Source organism: Corynebacterium sp. c25Ua_47 (assembly GCF_039907205.1).
GTDB classification, from domain to species: domain Bacteria; phylum Actinomycetota; class Actinomycetes; order Mycobacteriales; family Mycobacteriaceae; genus Corynebacterium; species Corynebacterium hiratae.
Genome location: NZ_JASBOH010000012.1, coordinates 18,244 through 32,648, shown reverse-complemented (window position 1 = coordinate 32,648; position 14,405 = coordinate 18,244). Strand labels below are relative to the sequence as shown.

General features: G+C 62.2%; 13 protein-coding genes. 6 read left to right on the top strand and 7 right to left on the bottom strand.

What is annotated here, in order from left to right; translation table 11 throughout:
- Positions 1–3 precede the first annotated feature (3 nt).
- From QKE52_RS10865 to QKE52_RS10855, 3 genes are read right to left on the bottom strand one after another with little or no spacing between them, the layout of a single operon-like run.
- Positions 4–450, bottom strand: a complete 447-nt coding sequence (locus tag QKE52_RS10865) for a DUF4233 domain-containing protein (RefSeq protein WP_046648977.1) — start codon at positions 448–450, stop codon at positions 4–6.
- A complete protein-coding gene (locus tag QKE52_RS10860) occupies positions 447–1,976 on the bottom strand; it encodes a folylpolyglutamate synthase/dihydrofolate synthase family protein (protein WP_347948790.1) in 1,530 nt (509 codons plus the stop codon). The genes QKE52_RS10865 and QKE52_RS10860 overlap by 4 nt, the downstream gene beginning before the upstream one ends.
- Complete coding sequence (locus QKE52_RS10855; protein WP_347948788.1) at positions 1,976–4,714, bottom strand: valine--tRNA ligase; 2,739 nt, start codon at positions 4,712–4,714, stop codon at positions 1,976–1,978. Before QKE52_RS10855 ends, QKE52_RS10860 begins: the two co-directional genes overlap by 1 nt.
- Positions 4,715–4,771: 57 nt before the next feature.
- Here QKE52_RS10855 and panB point away from each other — a divergent pair, with 57 nt between their 5' ends.
- Together panB and panC are read left to right on the top strand one after the other, a co-directional pair.
- Entirely contained in the window at positions 4,772–5,593 is an 822-nt protein-coding gene (panB, locus tag QKE52_RS10850) for a 3-methyl-2-oxobutanoate hydroxymethyltransferase (RefSeq protein ID WP_347948786.1), read from the top strand.
- A gap of 11 nt (positions 5,594–5,604) precedes the next feature.
- Complete coding sequence (panC, locus tag QKE52_RS10845; protein ID WP_347948784.1) at positions 5,605–6,426, top strand: pantoate--beta-alanine ligase; 822 nt, start codon at positions 5,605–5,607, stop codon at positions 6,424–6,426.
- On the opposite strand, the gene QKE52_RS10840 is transcribed toward panC, so the two are convergent.
- Positions 6,423–7,385, bottom strand: a complete 963-nt coding sequence (locus QKE52_RS10840; protein WP_347948783.1) for a malate dehydrogenase — start codon at positions 7,383–7,385, stop codon at positions 6,423–6,425. The genes panC and QKE52_RS10840 overlap by 4 nt on opposite strands.
- A gap of 175 nt (positions 7,386–7,560) precedes the next feature.
- On the opposite strand from QKE52_RS10840, the gene QKE52_RS10835 reads away from it, so the two are divergent.
- Positions 7,561–8,304: a TetR/AcrR family transcriptional regulator gene (locus QKE52_RS10835; protein ID WP_347948782.1), complete on the top strand. Its 744-nt coding sequence runs from the start codon at positions 7,561–7,563 to the stop codon at positions 8,302–8,304.
- Between the two features lie 255 nt (positions 8,305–8,559).
- Here the strand turns inward: QKE52_RS10835 and rpsH are convergent, their stop codons facing one another.
- Positions 8,560–8,958: a 30S ribosomal protein S8 gene (gene rpsH, locus QKE52_RS10830; protein WP_034986964.1), complete on the bottom strand. Its 399-nt coding sequence runs from the start codon at positions 8,956–8,958 to the stop codon at positions 8,560–8,562.
- A 554-nt stretch (positions 8,959–9,512) separates the two neighbouring features.
- Here rpsH and QKE52_RS10825 point away from each other — a divergent pair.
- Genes QKE52_RS10825 through QKE52_RS10815 form a run of 3 tightly spaced genes read left to right on the top strand, consistent with a single transcriptional unit; the run spans position 9,513 to position 12,558 of the window.
- The gene (locus QKE52_RS10825) at positions 9,513–10,631 is read left to right on the top strand and encodes an iron ABC transporter permease (protein WP_005325331.1); all 1,119 of its coding nucleotides are present in this window, start codon (positions 9,513–9,515) and stop codon (positions 10,629–10,631) included.
- Entirely contained in the window at positions 10,631–11,725 is a 1,095-nt protein-coding gene (locus QKE52_RS10820; RefSeq protein ID WP_005325330.1) for an iron chelate uptake ABC transporter family permease subunit, read from the top strand. The genes QKE52_RS10825 and QKE52_RS10820 overlap by 1 nt, the downstream gene beginning before the upstream one ends.
- A 50-nt stretch (positions 11,726–11,775) precedes the next feature.
- Positions 11,776–12,558, top strand: a complete 783-nt coding sequence (locus QKE52_RS10815; protein WP_019176090.1) for an ABC transporter ATP-binding protein — start codon at positions 11,776–11,778, stop codon at positions 12,556–12,558.
- 10 nt (positions 12,559–12,568) lie between these two features.
- Here QKE52_RS10815 and QKE52_RS10810 read toward each other — a convergent pair whose 3' ends face one another.
- On the bottom strand, positions 12,569–13,207 hold the full coding sequence (locus QKE52_RS10810; RefSeq protein ID WP_005325329.1) for a DedA family protein: 639 nt from the start codon (positions 13,205–13,207) through the stop codon (positions 12,569–12,571).
- A gap of 173 nt (positions 13,208–13,380) precedes the next feature.
- On the bottom strand, positions 13,381–14,397 hold the full coding sequence (locus tag QKE52_RS10805; RefSeq protein ID WP_005291893.1) for an iron-siderophore ABC transporter substrate-binding protein: 1,017 nt from the start codon (positions 14,395–14,397) through the stop codon (positions 13,381–13,383).
- Between the last annotated feature and the right edge of the window lie 8 nt (positions 14,398–14,405).

The window sequence follows — 14,405 nt, the reverse complement described above, 5'->3', positions numbered from 1 at the left end:
GACCTACTTCTCAGTCAGGTGCTGCGTGGTGAGGTAGCCGCGCTCCATGCGGGCGACGATCACCGAGCGCATATAGGCCGCGAGCGCCCAGAGCAGGGCGAAAATGATGAAGATGGTCGCCACGGACCAGTGGACCATAAAACCGAGCACAATGCCGATGACGTGGAGGACAATCTGCACCCCGACGATCCACGGCTTGTTCATGAAGGGGAAGGATGCCAAGAGCAGCACCATAAAACCGATCACCACGCCATAGTTGAACGGGGTCCACAGGGTGCCGTCATAAAGCTTGTACAGCATCGGCAATGCGAGGACCAGGGTGAGCAGCTCCAACGTCAGGGAGCTCGCCACGACCATGCCGCCGAACTGCTTGAGGGGATCCTTGGCCGGTGCCTGGCCCAAGCCCAGCGGGCCAATCTCGTCCTCGGGGACGGGTTTACGGGGGCTCATGCGGGTTCCTTTCCAAAGAGTGCGCGGGCGTCACCGGCAGTGACGACCGAGCCAGTAATCACGATGCCGGAACCTGATTGCACGTCGGCGTCCTCCGCCAATTCGACGGCCTGGGTGTAGGCGCTGGGCAGGTCAGGCTCAACATACACGCGCTCCTCGCCGAAGATATCGCGGGCCAGCTCCGCGAGTTCATAGGCATCGCGGGCGCGCGGGGAGGTGTTCTGCGTAATCACGACTTCCGTGAGAACCGCCTCTAGGGCGGTGAGGATGCCGGCAGCGTCCTTGTCCGTGAAGATGGACACCACGCCGATGAGGCGCGCGAAATCGAAGTCGCGGTCGAGGGCTGCAGCCAAAGCCTTGGCGCCGTGCGGGTTGTGGCAGGCGTCAAGGAAGGTCGTAGGGCTGGTGCGCACGCGCTCCAAGCGGCCGGGGGAAATGGCCTTGGCAAAGCCGGTGCGCACCGAAGCAAGGTCGAGCGGATGGCCTGCCGACGCCCCGAAGAAGGCCTCCACCGCAGCCAAAGCCACGGCCGCGTTCTTGGCTTGGTGCTCGCCGTGCAGTGGCAGGAAGATGTCTTCGTACATCCCACCCAGGCCCTGGATGGTGAGCTGCTGGCCGCCCACTGCAATGCGGGATTCCAGCGCGGCGAACTCGGAGCCCGCGCGCGCTACGCCGGCGCCGACGTCGACGGTGCGCTGCAGCAGCACGCGCATGGCTTCTGGGTCTTGCTCGGCAATGATGGCGATGTTCTCCCCCGGCGTGAGCACGTCGTCGGCATCGTGCTCACGGGCCTTGATGATGCCGGCCTTTTCACCGGCGATCTCCGTGATGGTGTCACCGAGGTAGTCCGTGTGGTCGAGGCCTACCGGCATGACCACGGCCACCTCAGCATTGACCACGTTGGTGGCATCCCACGTGCCGCCGAGGCCGACCTCGACAACGGCGACGTCGATGGGTGCATCGGCAAAGGCTGCGTAGGAGATGGCAACCAGCACCTCGAAGGTGGACATGGGAATGTCGGAGCGGGAATCTACCATCTCCACATAAGGCTTGATTTCACGCCAGATGCGCACGAAGTCGCGCGGGTGGATGGGGTGGCCGTCGATGCCGATGCGCTCGGTGACCAACTGCAGGTGCGGGCTGGTCACCAGGCCTACGCGGCGGTGGAAGGAGCGTAGCAGCGAATCGATCATGCGGGCGGTCGAGGACTTACCGTTGGTGCCAGCGACGTGAATCACGTGGAAGGAACGCTCCGGGTTGCCCAAGAGATCCATGAGCATCTCGATGCGCTCGAGGCTCGGCTCGATGATGGTCTCTGGGGCTCGGGCGTTGAGCTCCGCGGTGACCTCGGCCAGCTCCGCGAGTTCTTCCGGCGTGGCCTGCTCCGGGGCGGCCTCCTCGTAATCCTCCTCGCCGCCGATGTTGAGAGTCAGGCCGGAGTCGGTGATTTCCACCGGCCCGCCATCGGTGCCCTCCGCGAGGGCATCGACGACCTCAAATTCCTCGCGGTTCTTCTCCTCCGCCACTACTTGAGTCCCTCCAGACGTGCGGTGATGCGCTCGACCTCCTCCTGGGCCACCTGCTGACGCACGCGGATCTTCTCCACGACTGCCTCCGGCGCCTTCGACAGGAAGGCCTCGTTACCCAGCTTCTTGCCGGTCTGGTCCAGTTCCTTCTGGGCCTTGGCCAGATCCTTCTCCAGGCGCTTGCGCTCCGCTTCCACGTCGACGGCACCGGAGGTATCCAAAGTGACCTCAACAGTAGCTTGGGACAGGCGCACCTCGATGGAGGCGGACGCGGTGAAGTCCTCGCCCGGCGTGGTGGTATTAGCCAGGTTGCGGATGAGCCCCTCCTGCTCCTGCAGGTCAGCCGCGGCGAAGTCAAGGCGGCCTGGGACCTTCTGGGAAGGCTTGACGCCCTGGTCGGAGCGGAAGCGGCGCAGCTCGGTGATGAGCTTGTCGGCGTCCTGAATGCGGCGGGCGGCCACCTCGTCCTTTTCCGCGCCACCGTTGGTGTGCTCCTGGGTAGGCCACTGCGCGGTGACGATGGTCTCCCCACCGGTCAGTGCCTTCCACAGAACCTCGGTAACGAAAGGCATGGTCGGGTGCAGCAAGCGCAGAACCAGGTCGAGCACGCGGCCCAGAACGATCTGGGTGGTGCGTCCGGTGGCCTGCTCCTCGGCGCTCGCCGCATCAAAGTCGCGTGGGATCTGCGTCTTAGCAATCTCCAGGTACCAGTCACACAGCTCATCCCACACGAAGTGGTAGAGCAGCTCATTGGCCTTGGCGAACTGGTAGTCATCCAGGTAGGCGTCCACCTTGGCGCGAACCTCCTCGGAACGGTCGAGGATCCAGCGGTCGGCGTCGGTCAGCGCGTCGCGTGCCGGCAGCTCCGCCACACCCGCACCGTTCATGAGCGCGAACTTGGTGGCGTTAAACAGCTTGGTGGCGAAGTTGCGGCCGGCGGCAGCAGCGTCAACAGCCAGCGGCAGATCCACGCCCGGGTTGGCGCCACGGGCCAGGGTGAAACGCAGCGCGTCCGCACCATAGTCGCGCACCCAATCCATCGGGTCGATGCCGTTGCCCAGGGACTTCGACATCTTGCGGCCCTGCTCATCGCGCACGAGACCATGGAGGTAAATATCCGTGAACGGCACCTGCGGGCGGCCATCCTTGCCTTCGCCGAGCAGCTCCGGGGTGTGCGCGCCGGCGAAGGTGCCGAACATCATCATGCGTGCGACCCAGAAGAAGAGGATGTCATAGGCGGTAACGAGCACGTTCGTGGGGAAGAACTTCTCCAAATCGGCGGTCTTTTCCGGCCAGCCCATCGTGGAGAAAGGCCACAGCGCAGAGGAGAACCAGGTATCCAGAACGTCCGGGTCCTGGACGTAGCCTGCCGGCGGCTCCTCGTCGGGGCCGAGGCAGATGATGTCGCGCTGGCCGTCCTCGCCCTCTGGCCCGTACCAAATGGGGATGCGGTGGCCCCACCACAGCTGGCGGGAAATGCACCAGTCGTGCATGTCATCGACCCACTCGAAGTAGCGCGGCTCCAGGGACTTCGGGTGGATGGTGGTATCGCCTTCGCGGACGGCATCGCCGGACATCTTCGCCATCTTCTCCACGGCCACAAACCACTGCAGGCTCAGGCGTAGCTCAATCGGCTCGCCGGAGCGCTCCGAGTGGCCCACGGAGTGGACGTAGGGGCGGATCTCCTTGACGATGCGCCCCTGCTCGCGCAGCGCCTCGCGGATCTCCACGCGGGCCTCTTCGCGGGTCAGGCCGTCAAACTTCGTGCCGGTGTTCGCGATGTGTCCGGTGGTGTCCATGATGGTGGGCATGTCCAGGTCATGGCGCAGGCCCATGGCATAGTCATTCGGATCGTGTGCCGGCGTGATCTTCACTGCACCAGTACCGAATTCCATGTCCACGTAGTCATCGGCAATGATCTTCAGGCTCAGGTCATCGCGGAAGGGGTGCGGCAGCTCCTGGCCCACCAGGTGGGCGTAGCGCTCGTCCTCGGGGTGGACGGCAATGGCGACGTCGCCCAGCATCGTTTCCACACGGGTGGTGGCCACGATGAGGTGCGGTTCATCGTCGTTCAGCGAGCCATAGCGGATGGAGACAAGCTCGCCCTCGACGTCCTTGTAGACGACTTCGATGTCGGAGACGGCGGTCTCCAGCACCGGGGACCAGTTGACCAGGCGGTTGGCCTGATAGATCAGGTCCTCGTCGTAGAGGGTCTTGAAGATGGTCTGGACGGCGCGGGAGAGGCCATCATCTAGCGTGAAGCGCTCGCGGGACCAGTCCACCGAGTCACCGATGGCGCGCATCTGGTTTTGGATGGTGCCGCCGAACTCTTCCTTCCATTCCCAGACCTTGTTGATGAATTCTTCGCGCTCATAGTCCCAGCGCTTCTTTCCCTCCTGCTCACGCAGGCGGGCCTCCACCTTGGTCTGGGTAGCAATTCCGGCGTGGTCAGCGCCCGGCAACCACAAAGTTGCGTAGCCCTGCATGCGCTTGCGGCGGATGATGGAATCGATCAGAGTGTGGTCCAACGCGTGGCCCATGTGCAGCTGGCCGGTGACGTTCGGCGGCGGCAGCACGATGGAATAGGGCTCGGCTTGCGAGGACGCATCCGGGGTGAAGTAACCGGCGCTCACCCAGCCTTCGTAGAGGTCTTTCTCTACGGCCTGCGGCTCCCAGGACTTGGGAAGCTGGTCCGCGCGGTTGGTGCCAACGAGTTGCTCTTTATTCTGATCAGTCACCTGGCCAACTCTACCCTGTACGTCAACTAGCACTAGCGCCCTGTCTAGAGTAAGAGCATGTCTCACAATCCTGGCCACCGCGCCCGTCTCCGCACCCGCTTCTTTGCTCAAGCCAAAGAGAACTCTCAGGCCTTTGCGTGCCTGACGAGCTATGACTGCATGACCGCCGAAATCTTCGATGAAGCCGGGGTGGATCTCCTGCTCGTCGGCGATTCCTTGGCCAATGTGGTCCTGGGCCGCGAAACCACGCTCTCACTCACCCTCGATGAGATGATCCCGCTGGCCCGCGCGGTGGTTTCAGCTACCTCCCGCGCCTTCGTGGTGGTGGACTTGCCCTTCGGTTCCTATGAGGCCGGCCCCACCCAGGCACTGGAGTCTGCCGTGCGCGTCATGAAGGAAACCGGCGCGCAGGCCGTGAAGCTCGAGGGCGGTGCGGAGCGCGCACCGATTGTTGCCGCGCTTGTCGCCGCCGGCATCCCCGTCTGCGCCCACATCGGCTTCACGCCCCAACAGGTTCACGCCTTGGGCGGCTTCGTGGTCCAAGGCCGCGGTGCCGGTGCGGAGAAGCTGCACGAGGATGCCCGCGCGCTTGCCGACGCCGGCGCCTTCGCCGTGGTGCTGGAGATGGTCCCGGCTGCGTTGGCTGAGGAGGTAACGAAGGAACTGCCCATCCCCACCATCGGTATCGGTGCCGGCGCGCAGACCGACGGCCAGATCCTGGTGTGGACCGATGCCTTCGGGCTGGGCGGACCCAAGGCGCCGCGCTTCGTGCGCCGCTACGCGGACTTGCGCGGCGCGTTGCTGGAGGGCGCGAAGAATTACGTGGCCGATGTGGGCGAGCGCTCCTTTCCCAACGCCGAGGAATCCTTCGAGGACTAGAGTTTTACGCCATGCAGATCCTGAAAACTAAATCTGAACTCCGCGACTTCCGCACAGGGCTATCCGGTTCCGTGGGCTTGGTGCCCACGATGGGCGCGCTTCACGACGGCCACGCTTCCCTCGTGCGCCGCGCCCGCGAAGAGAACGACACCGTGGTGTGCTCGGTCTTTGTCAATCCTCTCCAGTTCACCGACCTGGGCGATTGCGAGGACTACCGCGCCTACCCGCGCGACCTCGACGCGGATGCAGCACTCCTCGATTCTCTAGGCGTGGATGCGGTTTTCGCTCCCACCGTGGAGGAGATGTACCCGGGTGGCACCCCGCGGGTGTGGGTGCGCACGGGTGAGATGGGCTCGGTCTTGGAAGGCGCTTCGCGCCCCGGCCACTTCGACGGCGTGGCCACTGTGGTGAGCAAGCTGTTTAGCCTAGTTAACCCGTACCGCGCCTACTTTGGGCAGAAGGATGCCCAGCAGGTGGCCATTATTCGGCGCTTGGTGGCGGACCTCGACCTGCCACTCGACATCATCAGCGCGCCCATCGTCCGCGCGGCGGACGGCGTGGCCGAGTCCAGCCGCAACGCTCGCCTGAGCGCTGCCGAGCGTGAGCAGGCCGTGGCGCTGTCCCAGGCTCTCTTCGCACTGCGGGATGGTGCATCCCTCGACGAGGCGAGCGCGCAGCTCGCCTCCTCCCCCGGCGTCACCGTGGACTACCTCACCGTGGTGGATCCAGCCACGCTCGAGCCCATTGATGCACAACACCGGCCCGCCCTGGCGCTGGTTGCGGCGCAGGTGGGGCCGGTGCGGCTCATCGATAACTTGGTGCTTGACGCTTAGCCCTTGAGCAGGTGGGCTACGGCCTCGCGCTCCTCACGCAGCTCCTGAACGGAGGCCTCGATGCGCTCCTTCTGGAAATCGTTGAGCTCGAGACCCTGAACGATTTCCCACTTGCCGTCGCGGGCGACGGTGGGGAAACCTGCGACGAGGCCCTCGTCCACGCCATAAGAGCCATCGGAGACAACAGCTGCGGTGCGCCAATCCTCAGTGCCGTGGATCCAATCGTGCATGTGATCCACCGCGGCAGAGGCTGCGGAAGCTGCCGAGGACTTACCGCGCACGGCGATGATCTCGGCACCGCGCTTAGCCACCTTCGGAATCATCTCTTCCTTGTACCAATCCTCATCCACCTCGGCGTTGGAGAAGGTCAGGTCAGGGAACTGGGATGCAGAGTGGTTACCCCACACGGCAACCTTGGTCAGCTCCGCGGTAGGCATGCCCGTCTTAAGGGAGACTTGGCTCTGGGTGCGGTTGTGGTCCAGGCGCATGAGCGCGGTGAACTGGCTCGGGTCCAGGTCCGGTGCGCTGTTGGCCGCGATATAAGCGTTAGTGTTGGCCGGGTTACCCACGACGAGGACGCGGACATCGCGCGCGGCGACGTCATTCAGCGCCTTGCCCTGCACGGTAAAGATGGCACCGTTGGCCTCCAGCAGGTCAGCGCGCTCCATGCCCTTGCTGCGCGGGCGGGAGCCCACGAGGAAAGCGGCCTTGGTGTCCTTGAAGGCCACGTTCGGATCATCGGTGACGGTAATGCCGCGCAGCAGCGGGAAGGCGGAGTCATTGAGCTCCATGGCCACGCCCTCAGCGGCACCCACGGCGTCCGGGATTTCCAGCAAAGCCAGCTCCACCGGGGTGTCCTTGCCATAGACATCGCCCGCAGCGATGCGCCACAGCAGGGAGTAAGCGATATTTCCGGCGGCGCCGGTCACGGTGATCTTGACGGGTTGGGAAGCAGTCATGTGTGAATCCTTTCGGCTCGGTACTCACCCTCCCAGCCTAGTCCCGTTTTTCGCCCCCATGGGGTGTGATTTTACCCCCGAATGATGCGAGTTCTTTGTACTTGAGCTCCACGGCCGTCTTTTTTCGGCATAGTGGACAACTGTACGCATATCCATCGACTAGACGGGACCTTCCATGAGCACTGAGACTTCATCGGTCGACTCCGGCTCTGTTGAGCACGTGATCGATGTTGCGATATCGGAGTTTTCGGAGCATGGTTATGCCGAAACCAAGCTCGAGACCGTATCGAAGCTGTCTGGGATGTCCAAGCGCATGATCCACTACTACTTCGGGGATAAGAAGGGGCTCTACCAGCAAGCCTTGGCAGCGGCAGCGCGGCGCCTCAACCCGCCAGAGGGCAGCCTCGAGATCAATTCTGCTGTCCCAGTCGAGGGCGTGCGCACCTTGGTGGATTGGTTGTTCCGCCAACATGTGAATAACCCCGAAGCCATCCGGATGCTAACGATGGAATCCTCCCACAGTGTGCTGGAGTCCTCGCAGGCGCTTGTCGACGTGTCCGAGATCTCCCTCCACCTCGACAGGCTGCTCATGCTGGGCCAAGATTCCGGCGCGTTCCGCCCGGGAATTTCCGCCAACGATATTTTCACGCTGATTTCTGCGCTCTCGATGTACCGGGTGACGAATCACGCGATGATGAGCAATCTGCTCGACATCGACATGCATACCCACAACAACACTGAAGGCCTACATCGCATGGCCGTCGATGCCGTGCTGGCCTTCCTCACGGCGAACATCCCCGACATTGGCTTTGAGTCTTACCTCACCCAGAACGAAACTGAGCTTGATGCCGAGTCTGCGCCCTTGGATGTCTACTCCACTGAGGACGACGGCGACGTGCCCACGGGTCTCTACGAATAGCTCATCACCCCCATATGGCGCCAGCGGCCCATAGTCCCCGCCCTACCCGCTCAGCATGCACGCAAAGACCCATCCCGGCGCCGTTTTGGTGTGGAGATGGGTCCTGGCCCCCGGAAAGTAGACACGTCGGGGGTCAGACCCGTGACCCGCTGAACTCGTCGTGGCCAACCTCACCTCACTACGCACTCTGAAGCCCGACGCCAGAGGGGACGGTCACCGGTGCCTTGCCAATACGAGACATGGTTAAACCTCCTCTTACCAGACGTAGGCGAGGACTTCTCCGCCCACGCCCTTGTTGTTGGCCTCACGGTCAGTCAGCAGACCCTGGGACGTGGAGATAATAGCCACGCCCAGGCCACCGAGAACCTTTGGCAGATTAGTGGACTTTGCGTAAACGCGCAGACCCGGCTTGGAAACACGACGCACGCCAGCGATGGAACGCTCGCGAGATGGGCCGTACTTCAGGTTAAGCTCCAGGGTCTTGCCGACGGTCTCGTCGTTAACGGAGTAGTCGGCGATGTAGCCTTCCTGCTTCAAGATTTCGGCGATGTTGGCCTTGATCTTGGAGGATGGCATAGACACGGTGTCGTGGAACGCATTGTTTGCGTTGCGCACTCGTGACAACATGTCCGCAATCGGATCAGTCATGGTCATGTGAAGTGACCTGTTGCCTTTTTCGTTACGGTTCCCGTGCTCACCCTTGATGAATCGCGTGTACCGCACGATCGCTGGCTACTCACGCTCCGCCTAACTCAGTAGTTAGGGGTGCTCGCTGCCTTTATCCGTGCGGCCGCTTCGGGCGAGGGGCCTGTAACAAAGTGGATGTACAGTTTTTCTCCCTTGTAGCGGGAGACTCTTTCCGCAGGTCATGTGGCATTCCCGGGATTTTGACGCGTTAGCGTCGAAAAAAAGAACATGGGGGTACCTACCTACGGCAAGACCTGACTAGCCTAGCAATGACTAGCCTAGCAATGACTAGCCTAGCAACCAGCTAAAACATGTCCAAATCCCTGCTCAGAAGCATAGAGCTGAGGTGTAGGGTCGGCGCCATTCAGGGCCGACCGACCTCACTAGCCGCACCTGCTGGCTCACACACTCACCTGCACAGCTCCACAATCCCTCCTTGTAGTACTTTGATTAGGCTTACCTTGTTCATATAAGCTTGCTCCCGTTAAGATCATGGACTTTCACGCGTCAAGGAGGGATGCATGGCTATCTCTACCCCGCATGCGCAATCCCCTTCTCAATCACACCTGGGGTCTCGCGCGGACGCTACTGCGGACGCTTCTGCCAGCGCTCCATCAGGTAAAATCCCGCGTCGCCTCGTCGGCCTCGGCGTCCTTTTCCTCCTATTGCTCGCCAGCATCGTTGCCAGCATCGTGTTTGGATCACGGCAGATCCCTTTTGGAGAAGTGTCCGCCGTGTTCCGCGATCTCGGCACGGCGTTCGGCCACGCGGAGGGGCTGAATGTGGATCAGCGCGTGATCGTCGAGCTCCGCATTCCCCGCACCCTGTTGGGCCTAGTCGCCGGTGCTGCCCTTGGCGCCTCCGGTGCATTGATCCAAGGGCACACGCGCAACCCTCTCGCGGACACGGGCATTCTCGGCATCAACTACGGTGCGTCCCTGGCCGTGGTTGCCAGCTTCTCCTTGCTGGGTGTGACGTCCGTGTGGGCTACCAGCATGTGGGCGTTCGGTGGGGCCATCGCTGCTACTGCGTTGGTGTTTAGTTTGGCGTCCATAGGAGGAGGACAGGCCAATCCAATGACGCTGGTCCTCGGCGGCGCGGCTTTGTCCGCGGTCCTCAGCGCCATCATCAGCGGTTTTATCCTCACTGACGATGCCAATCTGGATCGCATGCGCTTCTGGACCGTCGGCTCCATCGCGGGCCGGGATCTCACCGTGTTCTACGGCGTGCTGCCGTTTATCCTGGTGGGCCTCCTGCTGGCGTTCATCACGGCACCGCAGCTAAACCTCCTGAATCTGGGCGATGACATCGCCTCCGGACTGGGCATCAACACCCAGCGCGCCCGCCTGATTGGCATGGCTCTGATCGCACTGCTGGCCGGTGCCGCGACAGCTGCCGCCGGCCCCATCACCTTCATCGGCCTGGTGGTCCCGCACCTCGTGCGCGCCATCACGGGCCCTGATTACCGCTGGATCCTCCCTTACTCTGCCCTGACGGGTGCGGTGATGATGCTGTTCGCAGACGTGGTGGGCCGTCTGATCGCTCGTCCGGGCGAGTTGCAAGTAGGCATCATCCTCGCGTTCGTGGGCGCGCCGTTCTTCATCGCCCTTATTTATCGACGCCGGGTGGTGGCCATTTAATGAGTTCCCTCCTTGCCCGCCCTACCTCTTCCACTATCCCTGGGCGCCCGCCATTCCGCGTGGGCTCATTTTCTGTGGTCTGGCGCCCTCGCGCGTTGACGGTGTCTCTATTGCTGCTCGTGGCGATCGTCTTGCTAGCGGCGGTCTCCATCGGCCTGGGTGACTATCCTGTGTCCCCGGCTCGTGTGCTGGAGGTGCTGTTCACCGGCCAGGGCACCCGCATTGAGCGTCTGGTGGTTTTGGATTGGCGCATGCCTCGTGCGCTGACGGCCATTCTGGTGGGCTGTGCGCTGGGATTATCCGGAGCCCTCACTCAGTCCGTGACTCGCAATGCGCTGGCCAGCCCGGATATCTTGGGCTTCACTACGGGCGCGTCCGCGGCCGCGGTCACCGTCATCACTCTGGGTGGTGGCGCTGGTGGTTTCCTCGGCTGGCTCAGCAGCATCGGCATTCCCTTGGCCGCGGTGCTTGGTGCGGCTGTCACCGCAACGGTGATGTGGGCTCTGGCGTGGAGGAGATCGACTGATTCCTTCCGGCTAGTGCTGTTCGGCATCATCATCTCTGCTCTGTTGACCTCGTATATCAACTTCCTGATGATCCGCACGGAGTTGCGCGATGCCGCGGCCGCGCAGTTCTGGCTTACTGGCTCCCTGAGCACTGCGGACTGGTCCAAGATGTGGCCCATCGCCATTGTTGTGTTGGTGTTTACACCGCTGCTGGCCTGGATTGGTCACCAACTTTTAGCCACCTTGCTGGGCTCGGATACTGCACGGGCTTTGGGACAAAACGTCCAGGGTGTGCAGGTGCTTCTGCTCGCCGCTGCCGTGGCTTTGGCAGCAGTGGCGGTCTCGGCCGCTGGCCCCATCGGGTTCGTCGCCTTCGTGGCCCCACAGGTGGCGCTGCGCTTGTGCAACTGCTCTGCACCACCGCTTCTGGCCTCTGCGCTGACCGGCGCTGCGCTACTCCTGCTGGCAGATATCAGCACCCAAACTCTTCTGCCCGTAGAGCTGCCGGTGGGCATTCTCACCTCGGCAATCGGCGGTGCGTTCCTTATTTATTTGCTGGTCCAACGGAATAGGTCAACCACGGCATGAGAAAAGATCCCACCCTGGAAGTTAGCAGTGCCGCGAACAAAGAAGGACACATGACTCAGAAGCACAGCATGAGCGCACGCGGCCTCGCCGTGGGCTACGGCGACCGGACGGTCATCGAAGGCTTGGACGTGGACTTTCCTCGCGGGCAGATCACCACAATCATCGGCCCCAATGGCTGCGGCAAATCCACGTTGTTGCGAGCCATGTCTCGTCTCCTTCCGGCGAATGAGGGCGAAGTGCTGTTAGACGGCGCCGATATCTCATCCATCAGGCGCAAGGACCTCGCACGGACCATCAGCGTGCTGCCACAAACCCCTACCGCCCCGGAGGGACTCAACGTGGCTGATCTCGTCTCGCGCGGTCGGCACCCACACCAATCGTGGATCCGCCAGTGGTCGTCCACGGACGAAGCCGAGGTGCACAAGGCGCTGGAAATGACTGGCTCGATGGGGCTGGCGGAGCGCACCCTGGATTCTCTGTCCGGAGGGCAGCGGCAGCGTGTGTGGATCTCCATGGTTCTTGCGCAGAACACGGACATCCTGTTCCTGGACGAGCCCACCACCTACCTGGATCTGGCCACGTCGGTAGAGATTTTGGAGCTGGTGCAGCGTCTACGCCGAGAGCTGGATCGGACTGTGGTGATGGTGCTGCACGATCTCAACTTGGCTGTACGCTACAGCGATAATCTCGTGGTGATGAAGGATGGACAGGTCCTCGCCACCGGGCGTCCCAGCGAGGTCATTACCCCAGAGCTACTGCTCGAGGCGTTTGCCCTCAACGCGCTAGTCATCGAGGATCCTGTCACCGGCGGTCCGCTGATCGTCCCCAAGTGACGATCAGGGCTTAGTCCTCCATCAGCTCCTGGGCGGGAGTCTTCTTGGACTTCCGCCAGTTGATCATCGCGGAAATCACCACCGGAGTCACAGACACCAGCACGATGACGATGGCGATCATGTCGATGCGATCCGCAATGCCCGGGATATCCCCCAGCAGCACGCCAATGCCGACCATGCTGACAATCCACAGCACTGCACCCGTGACGTTCCATCCCACGAACTTCTTGTACGGCATCTCCGCGGTACCAGCGGCCACGGGAATGTAGGTACGCACGATCGGGATGAAGCGCCCCAGTACCAGAGCCAACGGCCCGTACTTCAGGAAGAAAGCCTCGGCTTGTTCGAGGTGCTCGGTTATGAGGATCTTGGCGTCGGGCTTAAACAACTTGCGGCCAAAGCGGTGGCCGAGCCAGAAACCTACCTGGTCGCCCAAGAACGCCGCGACGATGGCCACGCCCACCAGAATCGGAACGTTCAAGCCCAGCTGATCGCGCAAGATTGCCGCGGTGACCAGCATGGAATCGCCGGGGAGGAACGGGAAGAGCACGCCGGATTCAATAAAGATAATCAGCGCAATGCCGCCGAGCGCCCAGCCGCCAAAGTTCTGGAGCAGGGTGGTGGCGTCCATGAGGTCGCTTAAGTGCACAGGGAATCCCTTCTAGAAAACAACCGGTCTATTCTTACCCCGGTTTCTGACCGGAATACAGGCAGCTCGCCCCTAGCGTGCATCCGTTATCCCCATGAGTGCCCGTCCCCTAGCCAGCAACAGCAAAACCGCCCCAGCACGTTCATGCGGGGCGGTTCGGCAGTTGATTCAGACTACTTCGTGGCGTCTGCCAACGGCTGCTCGATCTTGTCCAGCAGGTAGTTCAGGCTCAGCACGGTCTGCCATCCGAAGGCCTTTTCCAGGTCGCCTTCCAGGTAGACACTGTGTCCGTCCTTCACGGCGGGCAGCTTGCCCACGATCGGATCCTCGGTCACAGAAGCCTTGCTCTGCTTCGGAGAGTAAGACAGTTGATCCCACACCAGCACGTCAGAGTTGATCTGGTCTGCGTTTTCCTTGGAGACCTCACCGTAGAACTTGTCCTTGGTGATGCCCGCGTAGGCCGGGTTGATCTTGAATCCCAGCTCGGTGAAGAAGCGGCTACGCGGATCGCCCTCGGCAAAGACAGCCAGGCTCTCGTCGGAGACAGTGGCCACGCCGAGTTCCTTTTCGGCCCATTCTGGGTGGCGGCCCTTGAGCTCTGCGAACTTCTCCTTGACCTGCTCCACCTGGCGCTTTGCCTCTTCAGGCTTGCCCACGGCCTGCCCGATCTCTTCCGTGGTCACGTCCCATGGTTGCTGTAGTTCTTCGTATTCGCCCTTTTGTACGACGACAGGGGCGATCTCAGACAGCTTCTTGTACGTGTCTTCATCGATGTCCGAGTACACGGCCACGATGAGGTCTGGATTGTCCTTGGCGATGGCTTCCGCGTTGACTTCTGTGTCCTTGTCGATCCGAGGAGTGTCGCCCTCGATCTTGTCATTGGACCAGTTACCCGCAGCCTGACCATCCGGGGTCATTCCGTCCCAGTACTTCACGGAGACAGGAGTAACTCCCAGCGCCAGCAGTGCGTCCTGATCCGTGTAGCCCAAGGAGACCACGCGCTGCGGGGCTTCCTTGATTTCGGTGGAGCCGTAGCGGTGCTCGATGGTGGTGGGGAATGCGCCCTGCTCGGCGTTGACTGCCTGGGAGTCCCCGGAATTTCCGGACTGGTCATCAGTCGAGCAAGCGGTCAGTGCCGCGCCCAAGGTCAGCACAGCAGCGGTGCTAACGAGAATCTTCTTGAGTGTCATTTTTCTCC